The sequence below is a fragment of the Streptomyces sp. NPDC032472 genome (assembly GCF_040636955.1).
Classification (GTDB): domain Bacteria; phylum Actinomycetota; class Actinomycetes; order Streptomycetales; family Streptomycetaceae; genus Streptomyces.
Genome location: NZ_JBEZVK010000015.1, coordinates 1 through 13,760 on the forward strand (window position 1 = coordinate 1; position 13,760 = coordinate 13,760).

Sequence of the window (13,760 nt, forward strand, 5' to 3'; positions counted from 1 at the left end):
CCGATCTGGGGTGTGGGGCGGAGCCCCAGGGAACCCGGCTCCGCCGGGCACCGGGCTCCGCCCGGACCCGCGCCTCAAACGCCGGCGGGGCTGGATTTGCCGGAGCCCGGCTGCGAAGGCGGATGGGGCCGGGGTTGCTGGGGCGCCGCCCCAGGCCTCGCGCCTCAATCGCCGACGGGGCTCGTTTTGCCGGGCTTCGGCTTCGCAGGTCGGTGGGGCTGGGTTTGCCGGCTGCCGGGGTTGGGGCGTCGGCGGAGCCGGGGTGGCCGGCCTGCGGCTCAGGTGTCGGCGAAGCCGGTCGGGCTTCTGGGGCGCCGCCCAAACCCCGCGACCCAAATGCCGGCGGGGCTGGGTTTGCCGGGGTTCGGCTTCGAAGGTCGGCGGGGCTGGGTTTGCCGGGGTTCGGCTTCGAAGGTCGGCGGGGCTGGGTTTGCCGGGGTCCGGGCTCGGGTGTCGGCGGAGCCGGGGTGGCCGGCCCCGCTGCGACAGCGGGCGAGGCACTCGCGGCGGTCGGCGCCGTGAACGCGTGGCTGGGCCGAGGCGCGGCGGGCCGGGTCAGCGCCGGACGGCGCAGAGGAGGCCGTCGCCCACCGGGAGGAGGGCCGCCTCCAGGGCCGGGCTCTCGCGCACGCCGCGCAGCAGCTCCCGTACGCGAAGGACCTCGGTCTCCTGGGCGGAGGAGTCCACCGTCCGCCCGTCGGCGAAGACCCCCTCGAAGCACACCAGCCCCCCGGGACGCAGCAGGCGCAACGATTCGGCGAGGTAGTCGAGGGACTCGGCGGGATCCCCGTCGCAGAAGACGAGGTCGTACCCGCCGTCGGCGAGCCGGGGGAGCACGTCCAGGGCCCGGCCGGGGATGAAGCGGGCGCGGTTGCCGGCGAATCCGGCGGCACGGAAGGCCTGGCGGGCGAAGGCCTGCCGGTCGGCCTCGGGGTCCACGGTGGTCAGCACCCCGTCCGGCCGCATGCCGTGCAGCAGGTGGATGCCGGAGACGCCGGTCCCCGTACCGATCTCGGCGACGGCCTTGGCGTCGGCGGTGGCGGCGAGCAGGCGCAGCGCGGCCCCGGTGCCGGGGGAGACGGCGCGCAGGCCCGCTTCCCTGGCCCGGTCGCGGGCCCACCGCAGAGCGTCGTCCTCGGCGACAAACGCGTCGGCGAACGCCCAGCTCGTCTGCCGGTTGCCGGTAATGACCCTCTCCTGTCCCCATAGTTGGCGCAACGGTGACTGTATCCGCTGACGTCGGGAACCCGCAGATGGGACCGGGCGTTGGAGAGGAGAGCCGATCGGGCGCCGCGCCGCCGCAGCGACCTGTGCAAAGTTAGGGCAAAAACGCTTATCCAGAGCTGACGGGAGGGGTGGCTATGGTAGGGACTCCACTGGACACCACCAGAGCCGATAGGGGAGGTGCGGCTGCGCCTGTGGATCGTCGAGGCGTGTTGAGGCGTCTCTTCTGGTCGGCGGGTGAGCCGAAATCCGTGACCGACACCGCTGACCGCTTCCACACCGCCGCGACCGCAACCACCGCGACCTTTGCCGCCGATGCGGGCTCCCAGGCGTGGACCCCTCCTTCATGGGAGGAGATCGTCAGCACGCACAGCGTCCGGGTCTACCGCCTCGCCTACCGCCTGACGGGCAATCAGCACGACGCCGAGGACCTGACGCAGGAGGTCTTCGTCCGCGTCTTCCGCTCGCTGTCCACGTACACGCCGGGCACGTTCGAGGGCTGGCTGCACCGCATCACCACGAACCTCTTCCTGGACATGGTCCGCCGCAAGCAGCGCATCCGCTTCGACGCGCTCGCCGAGGACGCCGCCGAGCGGCTGCCGAGCCGTGAGCCGTCCCCGCAGCAGGTGCTGCACGACACCCACTTCGACGCCGACGTGCAGCAGGCGCTGGACACGCTCGCGCCCGAGTTCCGCGCGGCCGTGGTGCTGTGCGACATCGAGGGCCTGTCGTACGAGGAGATCGCCGCCACGCTCGGCGTGAAGCTCGGCACCGTGCGCAGCCGGATCCACCGGGGCCGCTCGCACCTGCGCAAGGCGCTCAAGCACCGTTCGCCCGAGGCCCGCGCGGAGCAGCGGGCGCTGGCCGGGGTCGTGATGGGCGCCCCGGGCGCCGGGGGAGAGGGCGGAGCCGAGTGAGCGGAGTCAGTCCGTCCCCCGCCGAACAGCACCTCGGCGACCGTCTCGCCGCCCTCGTCGACGGGGAGCTGGGCCATGACGCGCGCGAGCGGGTCCTGGCACACCTGGCCACGTGCCCCAAGTGCAAGGCCGAGGCCGATGCGCAGCGCCGGCTGAAGACCCTGTTCGTGGAGAGCGCGCCGCCGCCGCTGTCGGCCGGACTGCTGGCGCGGCTCCAGCAGTTGCCCGGCGGGGGTCCCGACGGGCCTTCGGGACCGCCCGGTGCCGACCTCTTCGGGTACCAGGCCGCTCCCGAACCTCCGCAGCAGGGCTTCCGCATCCACGAGGTCGGCCGGCCGCGGCGGCGCTTCGCGTTCGTGGCGGCCGGAGCGGTGTCGCTGGCCGCGATCGCGCTCGGCGGCTCGCTGCCGCTGGACTCCGTCGAGCCGAACGTGCGGGGCGAGTTCCCGACGTCCCGGCCCGGACCCGCGGTGTCCGTCGCGCCAGCGTCCATCGCGCCCGGCCCGGCGGTCTCCGCGGCCGACGCCGTCGTCCGCGACCGGGAGCCCCGGTCCGGATTCGCCGTCGCCCCGCGTCCGACCGGGCCCACGCCGCCGGCCGCGCCCACCGTGGCCCCCTCGCCGCACCGGGTCTCGCTGCTGCGCTAGGCGCATGCCCGCCACCGGCGCCGCCGCCGGGCGGTGGGGCTCCGGGGGCACCGCCCGGCCGGGCTGGGGGATCGGGAAGGGACGGCCCGGGCGCACCGCCCGGGCCGTGCGGCCGCGGGGGCGCCTGCCCCGGCCGTGCCGCGACCTGGTTGAATCTGGCGGCAGATGCGCCGCCCTGCGGTGCCACAGGTATCCGGGGAGCGCCCATGGCCGACCAGCACCACTCCGAACCGGCTCCGGGCCGCCCCCACCCCGCGGACGCGCCCGCCGCCGCTCCCGAGCCCGGTCCCGGCGGCCCCGCAGCACGCGCTGACGCGGAGCCCGCGGCGGAAGCCGACCCCGGCGCCGCTGTCCCCGCACCGGAAGACGCTCCCGCCGCAGCGGAGTCCGTCGCGCCCGGCACTGCCGACCCGGCCGCTGATCCCGCCGCGGCCGCGGCAGCCGGCCCCGCGGGGCCCGACGGGCCCGCCGCAGAGAGCGGCGCGGCGGCCGACGCCGTGGCAGCGGCCGACCCCGGGGCGGCGGAGCCCGCCGCGGAGCAGGGCGTGCCCGTGCCGGCTGCGTACGACCCATGGGGTGCCGGGGCGGTGGGGCCGCTGCAGCTCGACGGGCAGCGGGGCAAGGCGGCCGGCGGGCGGGTGGTGCGGCTGCGGCACGTCGTCGTGCTCGGCGTCGGGGTCGCGCTGCTCGCCGGCGGGATCGGCGGCTGGCTCGGGGTACTCGCCGAGCGCAGCAGCAGCACCCGGCTCGAACTCCCCCAGGCGGCCGTGGAGGGCAAGGACCGGGCCCCCGACAGCGTGGCCGGCATCGCCGCCACCGCACTGCCCGGCGTGGTCACCCTGCACGTGCGCGGCAGCGGGGGCGGGGGCACCGGCACCGGCTTCGTCCTCGACCCCCAGGGGCACATCCTCACCAACCACCACGTCGTCGCCGGCGCCAAGGACATCACCGTCACCTTCAGCACCGGCGAGAGCGTCGCCGCCGAGCTGGTCGGCCAGGACAGCGGGTACGACCTGGCCGTCGTCCGGGTCGACGGCGTACGGGGCCTGAAGCCGCTGGCCCTCGGCAACTCCGAGAACGTGAAGGTCGGCGACCCGGTGGTGGCCATCGGCGCGCCCTTCGACCTCTCCAACACCGTCACGGCCGGCATCATCAGCGCCACCGGCCGCCCCATCACCGCGGGCGGCGACAAGGGCGACGGCAGCGACATCAGCTACGTCGACGCCCTGCAGACCGACGCCCCCATCAACCCCGGCAACTCCGGCGGCCCGCTCCTCGACGCCAAGGCCCGCGTGATCGGCATCAACAGCGCCATCCGCGGGGCCGACAAGGCGGACACCGAGAAGCAGAGCGGCAGCATCGGCCTCGGCTTCGCCATCCCCGTCAACCAGGGCAAGCGCGTCGCCGAGGAGCTGATCCGCACGGGCCACGCCACCCACCCCGTCATCGGCGTCACCCTCGACATGGAGTACACCGGCGACGGCGCCCGCGTCGGCACCAAGGGCGAGGGCGGCAAGCCCGCCGTCACCCCCGGCGGGCCGGCCGCCCGCGCCGGGGTCAAGGGCGGCGACGTGATCACCAAGGTGGACGGCACGCGCGTCCACGGCGGCGACGAGCTGATCATCAAGATCCGCTCGTACCGCCCCGGCGACCCGCTGACCCTGACCGTGCTCCGAGACGGCCAGGAGCGCACCCTGCAGCTGGTCCTGGGCTCGGCGGACGGGGCCTGACGGGATACACCTGGTGAAGTAGCACCGAAAACCGGGCCGAAGCAGTACCGATGTAGGGGAGCGGTGACAACGCCGGGTACCGTGTGTGGTGGCCTGGAGTGAAGAGAGCCGAGGAGCGGCAAGGTGTTCAACGACATAGGCGCACTCGAGCTTGTCACCATCGTGGTGCTGGCCATCCTCGTCTTCGGCCCGGACAAGCTGCCCAAGGTCATCCAGGACGTCATGGGCGTCATCCGGAAGATCCGCGCCTTCTCCGAGAGCGCCAAGCAGGACATCCGCTCCGAACTGGGCCCGGACTTCAAGGACTTCGAGTTCGAGGACCTGAACCCGAAGACGTTCATCCGCAAGCAGCTCGCCGAGAACGAGGACCTGCGGGAGATCCGCAGCAGCTTCGACCTGCGCCAGGAGCTGAACGAGGTCACCGACGCGGTCAACAGTCGCGAGACCGAGCCGGCCGCCGCGGGCACCTCCGCCGCCGGGCCCGACCTGCTGAAGAAGCCCGCCGCTCCGGCCGCCGAGCAGCGCACCCCGTTCGACGCCGACGCCACCTGAGCCCGAGCCTGCCCGGTGATCCGGTGTCCGGTGGCTATCCTCCATGAGTCCGGACACAGGACGCCCGAGGTGGGGGTCCCCCCGACGAGGTGTGGGGGAGGGCCGTTCCGGACCCAACGGAACGAGAGGCCGCATCGATGGAGACGACGAGCAGTAGCCGGGTGGGCACCCAGCCCGCCGAAGCACCAGAGGCACCAGCCGCCGCACCCGCCGCACCCACTGCACCCGCCGCCGCACCTGCCGCACCCGCCGCATCTGCGCAGACGACCCCCGCCCCGCCGCAGGAAGCCGCCGCCCCCGTCCCGGCGGCCCGCCGGACGGCCGAGAGCTTCCTGCGGGCCGACTTCCCCTGGTACGGGCTGGACGGGGCCTTCACCGGCCCCCGCTGGCTGATGCAGGTGGGCACCGGCGCCGACGGGACCGTCGAGCACGGTTCCACCGGCCACGGGGACGAGCCGTCCGTGCGCGGCGAGATCGCCACCGGCGAGAAGGAGCGCTTCGCGGTGGTCATCACCGTCGCGAGCAATCCGCTGCGCCGCAGCAGCGACGGCACGGGCACCCTGGAGGCCACCTCGGTCTCCTCCGCGGCCTGGCTGGCCGGCTCCGGGCTGCTGGCCTACAGCTGGCCCGGCCAGATGGACCACAGCCTGCGCGACGACTGGCTGGAGCAGCAGACCGAGGCCGCCTGGGAGCTCGCCGACGACCTCGGCGGCCCCGACTGGTCGACGCTCTCGCTCCCCGTGGACGGCGAGCCGACCCCGTTCCACTACCGCGAGTCCGAGTTCGGCTGGGTGCTCGCCGGGTCCGCCCCGGGCGGCGTCCACCTGGGCGCCTACGGCCGCGGCATGAGCGCGTACGGGCTCGGCTTCTCGGTGATCGGCGACCTCACGGCGTACGAGTAGCGGGGTCCGGGAACGCGGAAGGGCACCGCTGAGCCGCGGTGCCCTTTGCGCTGTGCGGCCGGTGCCGGCCGTCGTTCGTTGTGCCCACCCGTTCCGCCCTGCGGAACGATTGCCCACAACCGGGTCAGAACTTGTTGCGCGGGGTGATGCCCAGCGACATGCCGGCCAGGCCGCGGGCGCGCCCGCCCAGCTTGCCCGCGATCGTGCGCAGCGCCGCACCGGCCGGGGAGTCCGGGTCGGACAGGACGACCGGCTTGCCCTCGTCGCCGCCCTCGCGCAGCCGCACGTCGATCGGGATGGAGCCGAGCACCGGGACGGTCGCGCCGACCGTCTTGGTGAGGCCGTCGGCGACCTTCTGGCCGCCGCCCGTGCCGAACACGTCGACCATCTCGTCGCAGTGCGGGCAGGGCAGCCCGGACATGTTCTCGACGACGCCGACGATCTTCTGGTGGGTCTGGACGGCGATCGAGCCGGCCCGCTCGGCCACCTCGGCCGCGGCCTGCTGCGGCGTGGTGACGACGAGGATCTCCGCGTTCGGGACCAGCTGGGCCACCGAGATCGCGATGTCGCCCGTGCCCGGCGGCAGGTCGAGGAGCAGCACGTCCAGGTCGCCCCAGAACACGTCCGCCAGGAACTGCTGCAGCGCGCGGTGGAGCATCGGGCCGCGCCACACCACGGGCGCGTTGCCCGGGGTGAACATGCCGATGGAGATGACCTTCACGCCGTTCGCCGACGGCGGCATGATCATGTTCTCGACCTGGGTGGGCTTGCCGTCCACGCCCAGCATGCGCGGCACGCTGTGGCCGTAGATGTCGGCGTCCACGACGCCGACCTTGAGGCCGTCCGCGGCCATCGCCGCGGCCAGGTTGACCGTCACCGACGACTTGCCGACGCCGCCCTTGCCGGAGGCGACCGCGTAGACGCGGGTCAGCGAGCCGGGCTTGGCGAACGGGACCTCGCGCTCGGCGGTGCCCCCGCGCAGCGAGGCCGCCAGCTCCTTGCGCTGCTCGTCGCTCATCACGTCCAGGGACACGGCGACGGAGGTGACGCCGGGAACCTTCTCCACGGCCTCGGAGACGTTCTTGGTGATCGTCTCGCGCATGGGGCAGCCCGACACCGTCAGGTAGACCGTGACCGCGACCGCGCCGCCGTCGCCGATCTCCACCGATTTGACCATGCCGAGCTCGGTGATCGGCCGGTGGATCTCGGGGTCGTTCACCGTCGCCAGCGCGTCCAGGATCGCGTCCTGCTCGGGCACGGCGGCGGAGCTTGTGTCGGTAGCCATGCCCCCGATGGTACGGCTCGGTAGCCTGCCGCAGGAAAGGCCGCTAACGGTCGCCTTCGTCACTCTCGGACGGGAATAGGCGCCGCTCGTCCATCTCCTTGATCAGGTCCTGGAACTCCGAGCGGATCCAGTCGCGCGTCGCGACCTCGCCCAGGCCCATCCGCAGCGCCGCGATCTCCCGGGTCAGGTACTCGGTGTCGGCGATGGACCGCTCGTTCTGCTTGCGGTCCTGCTCCAGGTTGACGCGGTCGCGGTCGTCCTGCCGGTTCTGCGCGAGCAGGATCAGCGGGGCCGCGTACGAGGCCTGCAGCGACAGCATCAGCGTCAGGAAGATGAACGGGTACCGGTCGAAGCGCAAGGAGCCCGGCGCGAAGATGTTCCACAGCACCCACACCACGATGACCAGCGTCATATAGACGATGAACCGGCCCGTGCCCAGGAACCGCGCCACCCGCTCCGACAGCCGCCCGAAGGCCTCCGGGTCGTACTCCGGCAGCAGCGAGCGCCGCGGCGCCCGCGGCTGGTCCAGGCGGGTCCGCGAGCGCGACAGCGCGCTCGCCCCGGTCGACTGCCCGGCCCGGGCCCGCTCGGCCCGCTCCGCGGCCCGCTCGGCCACCCGCTCCGAGGCCTCCACGAGGCCGCCCTGCTCGCGCGCCTGGGCGCGCGCCTGCTCGCGCCGCTCCCGGATCTGCTCCCGGCGCCGCTCGCGGGCATGCTCGCGCTCGCGCCCCCGGTCACTGGCCACGGACGACCTCCTCGGAGTGGTGGAAGTCCGTCTCGCGCCAGTCGTCCGGCAGCAGGTGGTCCAGTACGTCGTCCACGGTGACCGCGCCCAGCAGGGCGCCGCCCTCGTCGACCACCGGCACGGCCACCAGGTTGTACGCGGCCAGGTAGCTGGTCACCGCCGGCAGCGGGGCGTCCGGGCGCAGCGGCGGCAGGTCCGTGTCCACGATCGAGCTGACCAGCGTGAACGGCGGGTCGCGCAGCAGCCGCTGGAAGTGCACCGTGCCCAGGTACTTGCCGGTCGGCGTCTCGTCCGGCGGCCGGCACACGTACACCTGCGCGGCCAGCGCCGGCGACAGGTCCGCCTGCCGTACGCGGGCCAGCGCGTCGGCGACCGTGGCGTCGGGCCGCAGCACGATCGGGTCGGTCGTCATCAGACCGCCCGCGGTGTTCTCCTCGTACGACAGCAGGCGGCGCACGTCGGCCGCGTCGTCGGGCTGCATCAGCGTCAGCAGCCGCTCCTTGTCGTCCTCCGGCAGCTCCGACAGCAGGTCGGCCGCATCGTCGGGGTCCATCGCCTCCAGGACGTCGGCGGCCCGCTCCTCCTTCAGCTTGCCGAGGATCTCCACCTGCTCGTCCTCGGGCAGCTCCTCCAGGACGTCCGCGAGCCGGTCGTCGTCGAGGGCGCTGGCCACCTCGGCGCGCCGCTTCGGCGTCAGGTGGTGCAGTACGTTCGCCACGTCGGCCGGGCGCATCTGCTCGAAGGTCGCCACCAGGTTCTCCGCGCCCTGGCCCTCCTCCTCCAGCGAGAAGCCGGTCACCGCGGACCACTCCACCGTCAGGGTCTCGCCGCGACGGCGCAGCGCGCCCCCCTTGCCCTTGCGCACGAAGATCTTGTCGATTTCCCAGTCGCGCCGGGCCGGCAGCTGCTGGATGGCCACGTCGAGGACGGTGACCTCCTCGCCCGTCGCGGTCAGCCGCACCCGCCGGTCGAGCAGTTCGCCCAGGACCAGCCGCTCGGTGGGGCGCTGCTCGAAGCGCCGCATGTTCACCACGCCCGTGGTGATGACCTGTCCGGACTCCACACCCGTCACCCGGGTCATCGGAAGGAAGATCCGGCGTCGGCTGACCACCTCGACCACCAGGCCCAGCAGCCGCGGCGGACGGCCGCCGACGCGGAGCATCGCGACGAGGTCCCGGACACGGCCCACCTGGTCGCCGTTGGGGTCGAAGACGGGCACACCCGACAGATGCGATACGAAGATCCGCGGGGCGCCTGCGGCCATCCCAGCGCCTCCTAGCCTCGATCACCACTCCTGCGAACCCTCAATCTAGCCGGTGGGGGGCACGGGCGTCCTGGTGGGGCGGTCCGCCCGGGCACGGCGCCGACAGCGCGGGCCGCGGCGGGTGCGGGGCCCCCGCGGGGGCGGGCCGCCGCACGGGGGCGGGTACGCTGCCTGCTGCCCGAAGACGTACGACGAGAGGCACCTGCCCGTGACCGCCCACCTTCCCGCAGCACGGCTGCGCCGGGCCGCCTTCGCCGGCGTCCTGGTCGCCGGCCTGGCCGTCACCGGCACGGGATGCGGGGCTGACCCCGACGAGGGCACCAACGGTGTCGGCAAGCTGTCCGCCGCGCAGATCGAGGGCAAGGCGAAGGCCGCGGCGGCCGCCGCCTCCTCGGTGCACCTGTCGGGCACCCTCGTCAGCGGCGGCAAGACCTACGCGCTGGACGTCCGCCTGGGCAAGGACGGCGGATCGGGCGAGGTGAAGTCCAAGGAGGACACCTTCCAGCTGCTGCGGGTGGGCGAGCAGCTCTACCTCAAGGCGAGCGCCGCCTTCTGGGGGAAGTCCGACTCGGCCGGCAAGCTCGGCGACAAGTACGTGAAGGTCCCCGACAGCGACCCCACCTACAAGCAGTTCCGCGGCTTCACCGACATGCACGTCCTGCTCGACGGGCTGCTCGGCCTCGACGGCAAGCTCGCCAAGACCGAGGAGTACACCAAGGTCGGCACCACCCGCGCCGTCCAGGTCACGGCGGGGGACAAGGGCAAGGGCGGCAAGCTGTCGGTCTCCCTGGAGGGCACCCCGTACCCGCTGCGGATGGAGCGGGCCGGCGGCGCGGGGGCGGTCGACCTCTCCGACTGGGGCAAGCAGTTCCCGCTGCAGGCGCCCGCGCAGGACCAGACCGTCGACTACGGCTCCCAGCTGCCCACGACGAAGGACCAGAGCGGCGGCCCCGCACCGGCGCCCAGCGGCAGCAAGGGCACGGGCCAGGGCTCCGACCCGACGAAGTAGCCGCCGGCGGGGCCTGGCCTACGGGCCCGGGCCGCCTACGGGGCCTGGCGGGCCGCCTTCTTCCGCTTCAGCAGCAGCTTCGGCAGCCCCGCCGGGACGGGCCGGCGGGTGACCGCCGGCGAGCCCACCGGGACCGCGGCCAGCGAGCCGTCCGGCAGGTCGGTGCTCGCCGCGACCGGCTCCAGCCGCAGCAGCCGGCACTCGCGCGCCCACCGCTCGGTCATCTCCTCCGAGTCGGGCGCGTTCAGCCGCTTGCCCTTCAGCTCGGCCACGGCCGCCTCCCAGGCCTCGCCGTGCGGCGCGAGCTCCCGTACGGCCGCCGTCCAGGCCACCAGCCGGCCGCCCTTGTCCTTGCTGCGCACCGTCACCTCGGCGGCCGCGCCGTCCGCCAGCCCGGGCAGCGGCTGCTCGCCGGGGCCGTCGCCCAGCACGTGGGCCGCACCGTCCACCCAGGCGTGCCACAGGGCGCGGTCGCCCTCGGAGCCGCGGACCCAGATCAGGCCGGACTTCTTGGTGGCCTCCTCGACGAGGGCCAGGTCGAGCGTGCTGAGAGTCATGCGCACCAGAGTAGGGGGTGCGCCGCAGCCCCCTTCAGGGCCCCGGGGGGCCGTCCCTAGAGCCAGCCGTGGCGGCGCAGTGCGCGGTGGATGGTGAAGCAGGAGCCGACGATGGCGGCCATCACCATCGGGTAGCCGTACTTCCAGTGGAGCTCGGGCATGTGGTCGAAGTTCATCCCGTAGACCCCGCAGATCATGGTCGGCACGGCGATGATCGCCGCCCAGGAGGTGATCTTGCGCATGTCCTCGTTCTGGGCGACGGTCGCCTGCGCGAGGTTGGCCTGGAGGATGGAGTTCAGCAGCTCGTCGAAGCCGACGACCTGCTCGTGGACGCGCGCCAGGTGGTCGGCCACGTCGCGGAAGTACTTCTGGATGTCGGGGTCGACCAGCCGCATCGGGCGCTCGCTGAGCAGCTCCATCGGCCGCAGCAGCGGGGCGACGGCCCGCTTGAACTCCAGCACCTCGCGCTTGAGCTGGTAGATGCGGCCCGCGTCGCCGCCGCGGGCGACGCCCTTGGCGGGTGCGGCGAAGACCGCGTTCTCCACCTCGTCGATGTCGTCCTGCACGGCCGCCGCGACCGCGATGTACCCGTCGACGACGTGGTCGGCGAGGGAGTGCAGGACCGCCGAGGGCCCCTTGGACAGCAGCTCGGGGTCGTCCTGGAGGCGGTGGCGCAGGCTCCGCAGGGAGCCCTGGCCGCCGTGCCGGACCGTGATCACGAAGTCGGGTCCGGTGAAGCACATCACCTCGCCGGTCTCCACGACCTCGCTGGTGGCGGTGAGTTCGGCGTGCTCCACGTAGTGGATGGTCTTGAAGACCGTGAAGAGGGTGTCGTCGTAGCGCTCCAGCTTGGGGCGCTGGTGCGCGTGCACCGCGTCCTCCACGGCCAGCGGGTGCAGGCCGAAGGTGGCGGCGATCCCCGCGAACTCCTCCTCGGTCGGCTCGTGCAGGCCGATCCAGGCGAACCCGCCGTCCTCGCGGACGCGCCGGATCGCCTCACGCGGCGTCAGGCACGACGGACCGAGGGCGCGCCGGCCGTCGCGGTAGACGGCGCAGTCGACCACGGCACTGCTCGCCGAGGGGTCGCGGGTGGCGTCGTAGGCGGGCTGGACGGCAGCGGACTTGCGCAGGGCCGGACGTACGGCGGCACGCAGGTAGGGCAGCATCGACATGGCAGGCTCCTTCTCGCGCACGGATGCGGACCGCACGGGTGGGAGACCCTCCGCTCGGCTCCCCGGCGGGCAGGCCGGAAGGCAGGGCGAAAGGAACAGGACGGGAGGACAAGACGTTCTGCCGTCGCTCTTCTGCTGATCGGACGATCAAACGGCGCGGGACGCACCCGCACAGGGAGCGGAAGAGCGGTTGGTACTGCACGATCGACTTCGGTCCATGACAGTCCCCACCTCCTCCGGCCGGTCCCCCGTGGGGGACTTCCTGTCGCCGGGGCCTCGAAACAACGCTTCTGCGTGCGGCCCCGACCAGCGGTCAACACTATCAGCCGACGGATGGTCAAGACCCGCCCTTTACCCGCCTGATACGAGTTCTATGCTCGCCCCATGGCAGAAATTCTGGCTCTCGTCGAAGCCCGGCTGCGCAGCGCGCTCGGCGAACCCGACGCCCGCGCCGCCGTCACGTTCCTCGGCACCGACCGCATCGAGGTGCTCCGCTTCACCGAGGGCGACCTCGTGCGGTACGCGACGCTCGGCATGTCCGCGAACCCGATGACCGACCCGACCGCCGTGGTCGCCGATCCGGTGCGCGGGCCGCGCGCCGAGCTGGTGCTGACGGTGCGGGCGGGGCTCGCGCCCACCGACCGGCTGCTGCGCCCGCTCGCCGTGCTGGCCGCGTCGCCGCAGGTGGAGGGGCTGGTGGTGGCCCCCGGCGCCTCCCTCGACGTGGGCGAGCCGCTGTGGGAGGGGGCGCCGTTCACCTCCGTGCTGGTCGCCGAGCCGGGCGGGCTGGTGGAGGACCTGGAGCTGGACGAGCCGATGGACCCGGTGCAGTTCCTGCCGCTGCTGCCGATGACGCCGAACGAGGCGGCGTGGAAGCGGGTGCACGGCGCGGCCGCGCTCCAGGAGCGCTGGCTCGCCCACGGCACCGACCTGCGCGACCCGTTGCGTACGGCCGTGACGCTGGACTGAGGCATCCGGACGGGTGATCGTGTCTTGACGGCGCGCCGGGCGGGGAGGAGCGTGGCTTCTTATGAGGGGCGAACCAACGTGCCCGAAGTGCGGTGGCCGGGTCAGGGCGCCCGGTCTGTTTTCCGACTCCTGGCAGTGCGCGGTGCACGGCGCGGTGCAGCCGCTGCAGCCCGTCATCCCGCCCAGCGTCGAGGGCCTGGGGGTGGTGGTCCACCGGGCGCAGGTGCCGGTGTGGATGCCGTGGCCGCTGCCGTTGGGATGGCTCTTCACGGGGGTGGCGGCTGCCGGTGACGACCGCAGCGGGGGCCGGGCGACGGCCGTCGCCTGCTCGGGGCCCGGGCCGCTGGGCGGAGTCGGGGAGCTGCTGCTGATCGCCGAGGAGCTGGGCGTCGGGCTGGGCGCGCGGTACGCGGGGATCGACGGGCTTGATCCCGGTGCGTACATCGACGTGTCGTCCCCGCCCCACACCAAGGTCGTCGCGGCGGGCCGCCCCACTCCGCTGTGGCACCTGAAGGGCGTCCCGGACGACCGGGCCGTCTTCGCCGGGGAGGCACGGGGGATCTGGCTGTGGGCGATCGCCTGGCCGGAGCAGTCGGGCCTCCTGCTGTACGACGAGCTGGTCCTGACGGACATGCGGGACCTGGGTGCCGAGGTCGAGATGATGCCCTGCGGCGCGCTGAGCCCCCGCCTCCTGGGCCCGTAGCCGTCCGGGGCCGCCCGACCGCCTGACCACCCGCCCGCCCGACCCGCCCCTGACCGCCCCCGACCCGCCCCGTTTGCCGGGCCG

General features: G+C 73.7%; 14 protein-coding genes. 8 read left to right on the forward strand and 6 right to left on the reverse strand.

Annotated features, from left to right (window positions below; translation table 11 throughout):
* Positions 1–555: 555 nt before the first annotated feature.
* Entirely contained in the window at positions 556–1,218 is a 663-nt protein-coding gene (locus AB0F11_RS12125) for a class I SAM-dependent methyltransferase (protein ID WP_362171223.1), read from the reverse strand.
* 143 nt (positions 1,219–1,361) lie between these two features.
* Here AB0F11_RS12125 and sigE point away from each other — a divergent pair, with 143 nt between their 5' ends.
* The 5 genes from sigE to AB0F11_RS12150 all read left to right on the forward strand — a co-directional run bounded on the left by sigE (position 1,362) and on the right by AB0F11_RS12150 (position 5,972).
* Complete coding sequence (gene sigE, locus AB0F11_RS12130; protein ID WP_362171225.1) at positions 1,362–2,141, forward strand: RNA polymerase sigma factor SigE; 780 nt, start codon at positions 1,362–1,364, stop codon at positions 2,139–2,141.
* Positions 2,138–2,788 carry a zf-HC2 domain-containing protein gene (locus AB0F11_RS12135; protein ID WP_362171228.1) on the forward strand — a complete coding sequence of 217 codons (651 nt, stop codon included), beginning with the start codon at positions 2,138–2,140 and terminating at the stop codon, positions 2,786–2,788. The genes sigE and AB0F11_RS12135 overlap by 4 nt, the downstream gene beginning before the upstream one ends.
* Positions 2,789–2,994: 206 nt before the next feature.
* Positions 2,995–4,518 carry a trypsin-like peptidase domain-containing protein gene (locus tag AB0F11_RS12140; protein ID WP_362171230.1) on the forward strand — a complete coding sequence of 508 codons (1,524 nt, stop codon included), beginning with the start codon at positions 2,995–2,997 and terminating at the stop codon, positions 4,516–4,518.
* Positions 4,519–4,641: 123 nt separating this feature from the next.
* Entirely contained in the window at positions 4,642–5,070 is a 429-nt protein-coding gene (locus tag AB0F11_RS12145; RefSeq protein ID WP_362171233.1) for a sec-independent translocase, read from the forward strand.
* Positions 5,071–5,207: 137 nt separating this feature from the next.
* On the forward strand, positions 5,208–5,972 hold the full coding sequence (locus AB0F11_RS12150) for a hypothetical protein (RefSeq protein WP_362171236.1): 765 nt from the start codon (positions 5,208–5,210) through the stop codon (positions 5,970–5,972).
* A 124-nt stretch (positions 5,973–6,096) separates the two neighbouring features.
* Here the strand turns inward: AB0F11_RS12150 and AB0F11_RS12155 are convergent, their stop codons facing one another.
* The 3 genes from AB0F11_RS12155 to AB0F11_RS12165 all read right to left on the reverse strand — a co-directional run bounded on the left by AB0F11_RS12155 (position 6,097) and on the right by AB0F11_RS12165 (position 9,266).
* Positions 6,097–7,257, reverse strand: coding sequence for an Mrp/NBP35 family ATP-binding protein (locus AB0F11_RS12155; RefSeq protein WP_361908626.1), 1,161 nt, complete (start codon positions 7,255–7,257; stop codon positions 6,097–6,099).
* A gap of 43 nt (positions 7,258–7,300) precedes the next feature.
* A complete protein-coding gene (locus AB0F11_RS12160) occupies positions 7,301–7,807 on the reverse strand; it encodes a DUF1003 domain-containing protein (RefSeq protein ID WP_362171538.1) in 507 nt (168 codons plus the stop codon).
* A 184-nt stretch (positions 7,808–7,991) separates the two neighbouring features.
* Positions 7,992–9,266 (reverse strand): CBS domain-containing protein, encoded by a 1,275-nt coding sequence (locus AB0F11_RS12165; RefSeq protein ID WP_362171240.1) that lies wholly within the window; start codon positions 9,264–9,266, stop codon positions 7,992–7,994.
* Positions 9,267–9,474: 208 nt separating this feature from the next.
* Between AB0F11_RS12165 and AB0F11_RS12170 the strand changes: the two genes are divergently transcribed.
* Positions 9,475–10,275: a hypothetical protein gene (locus tag AB0F11_RS12170; protein WP_362171243.1), complete on the forward strand. Its 801-nt coding sequence runs from the start codon at positions 9,475–9,477 to the stop codon at positions 10,273–10,275.
* A 35-nt stretch (positions 10,276–10,310) separates the two neighbouring features.
* On the opposite strand, the gene AB0F11_RS12175 is transcribed toward AB0F11_RS12170, so the two are convergent.
* A complete protein-coding gene (locus tag AB0F11_RS12175; RefSeq protein ID WP_362171246.1) occupies positions 10,311–10,832 on the reverse strand; it encodes a hypothetical protein in 522 nt (173 codons plus the stop codon).
* Positions 10,833–10,888: 56 nt separating this feature from the next.
* Positions 10,889–12,004 carry a magnesium and cobalt transport protein CorA gene (locus AB0F11_RS12180; protein ID WP_362171249.1) on the reverse strand — a complete coding sequence of 372 codons (1,116 nt, stop codon included), beginning with the start codon at positions 12,002–12,004 and terminating at the stop codon, positions 10,889–10,891.
* Between the two features lie 384 nt (positions 12,005–12,388).
* Here AB0F11_RS12180 and AB0F11_RS12185 point away from each other — a divergent pair, with 384 nt between their 5' ends.
* Both AB0F11_RS12185 and AB0F11_RS12190 read left to right on the forward strand, forming a co-directional pair.
* Positions 12,389–12,973 carry a suppressor of fused domain protein gene (locus tag AB0F11_RS12185; RefSeq protein ID WP_362171252.1) on the forward strand — a complete coding sequence of 195 codons (585 nt, stop codon included), beginning with the start codon at positions 12,389–12,391 and terminating at the stop codon, positions 12,971–12,973.
* A 61-nt stretch (positions 12,974–13,034) separates the two neighbouring features.
* Positions 13,035–13,676: a DUF6758 family protein gene (locus AB0F11_RS12190; protein WP_362171254.1), complete on the forward strand. Its 642-nt coding sequence runs from the start codon at positions 13,035–13,037 to the stop codon at positions 13,674–13,676.
* Positions 13,677–13,760: the final 84 nt, after the last annotated feature.

Bases quoted from the DNA above. Each gene is read 5' to 3' on its own strand.
- sigE (WP_362171225.1), top strand. From the start codon at position 1,362: ATGGTAGGGACTCCACTGGACACCACCAGAGCCGATAGGGGAGGTGCG.
- AB0F11_RS12140 (WP_362171230.1), top strand. From the start codon at position 2,995: ATGGCCGACCAGCACCACTCCGAACCGGCTCCGGGCCGCCCCCACCCC.
- AB0F11_RS12150 (WP_362171236.1), top strand. From the start codon at position 5,208: ATGGAGACGACGAGCAGTAGCCGGGTGGGCACCCAGCCCGCCGAAGCA.
- AB0F11_RS12155 (WP_361908626.1), bottom strand. From the start codon at position 7,257: ATGGCTACCGACACAAGCTCCGCCGCCGTGCCCGAGCAGGACGCGATC.
- AB0F11_RS12165 (WP_362171240.1), bottom strand. From the start codon at position 9,266: ATGGCCGCAGGCGCCCCGCGGATCTTCGTATCGCATCTGTCGGGTGTG.
- AB0F11_RS12175 (WP_362171246.1), bottom strand. From the start codon at position 10,832: ATGACTCTCAGCACGCTCGACCTGGCCCTCGTCGAGGAGGCCACCAAG.
- AB0F11_RS12180 (WP_362171249.1), bottom strand. From the start codon at position 12,004: ATGTCGATGCTGCCCTACCTGCGTGCCGCCGTACGTCCGGCCCTGCGC.
- AB0F11_RS12185 (WP_362171252.1), top strand. From the start codon at position 12,389: ATGGCAGAAATTCTGGCTCTCGTCGAAGCCCGGCTGCGCAGCGCGCTC.
- AB0F11_RS12190 (WP_362171254.1), top strand. From the start codon at position 13,035: ATGAGGGGCGAACCAACGTGCCCGAAGTGCGGTGGCCGGGTCAGGGCG.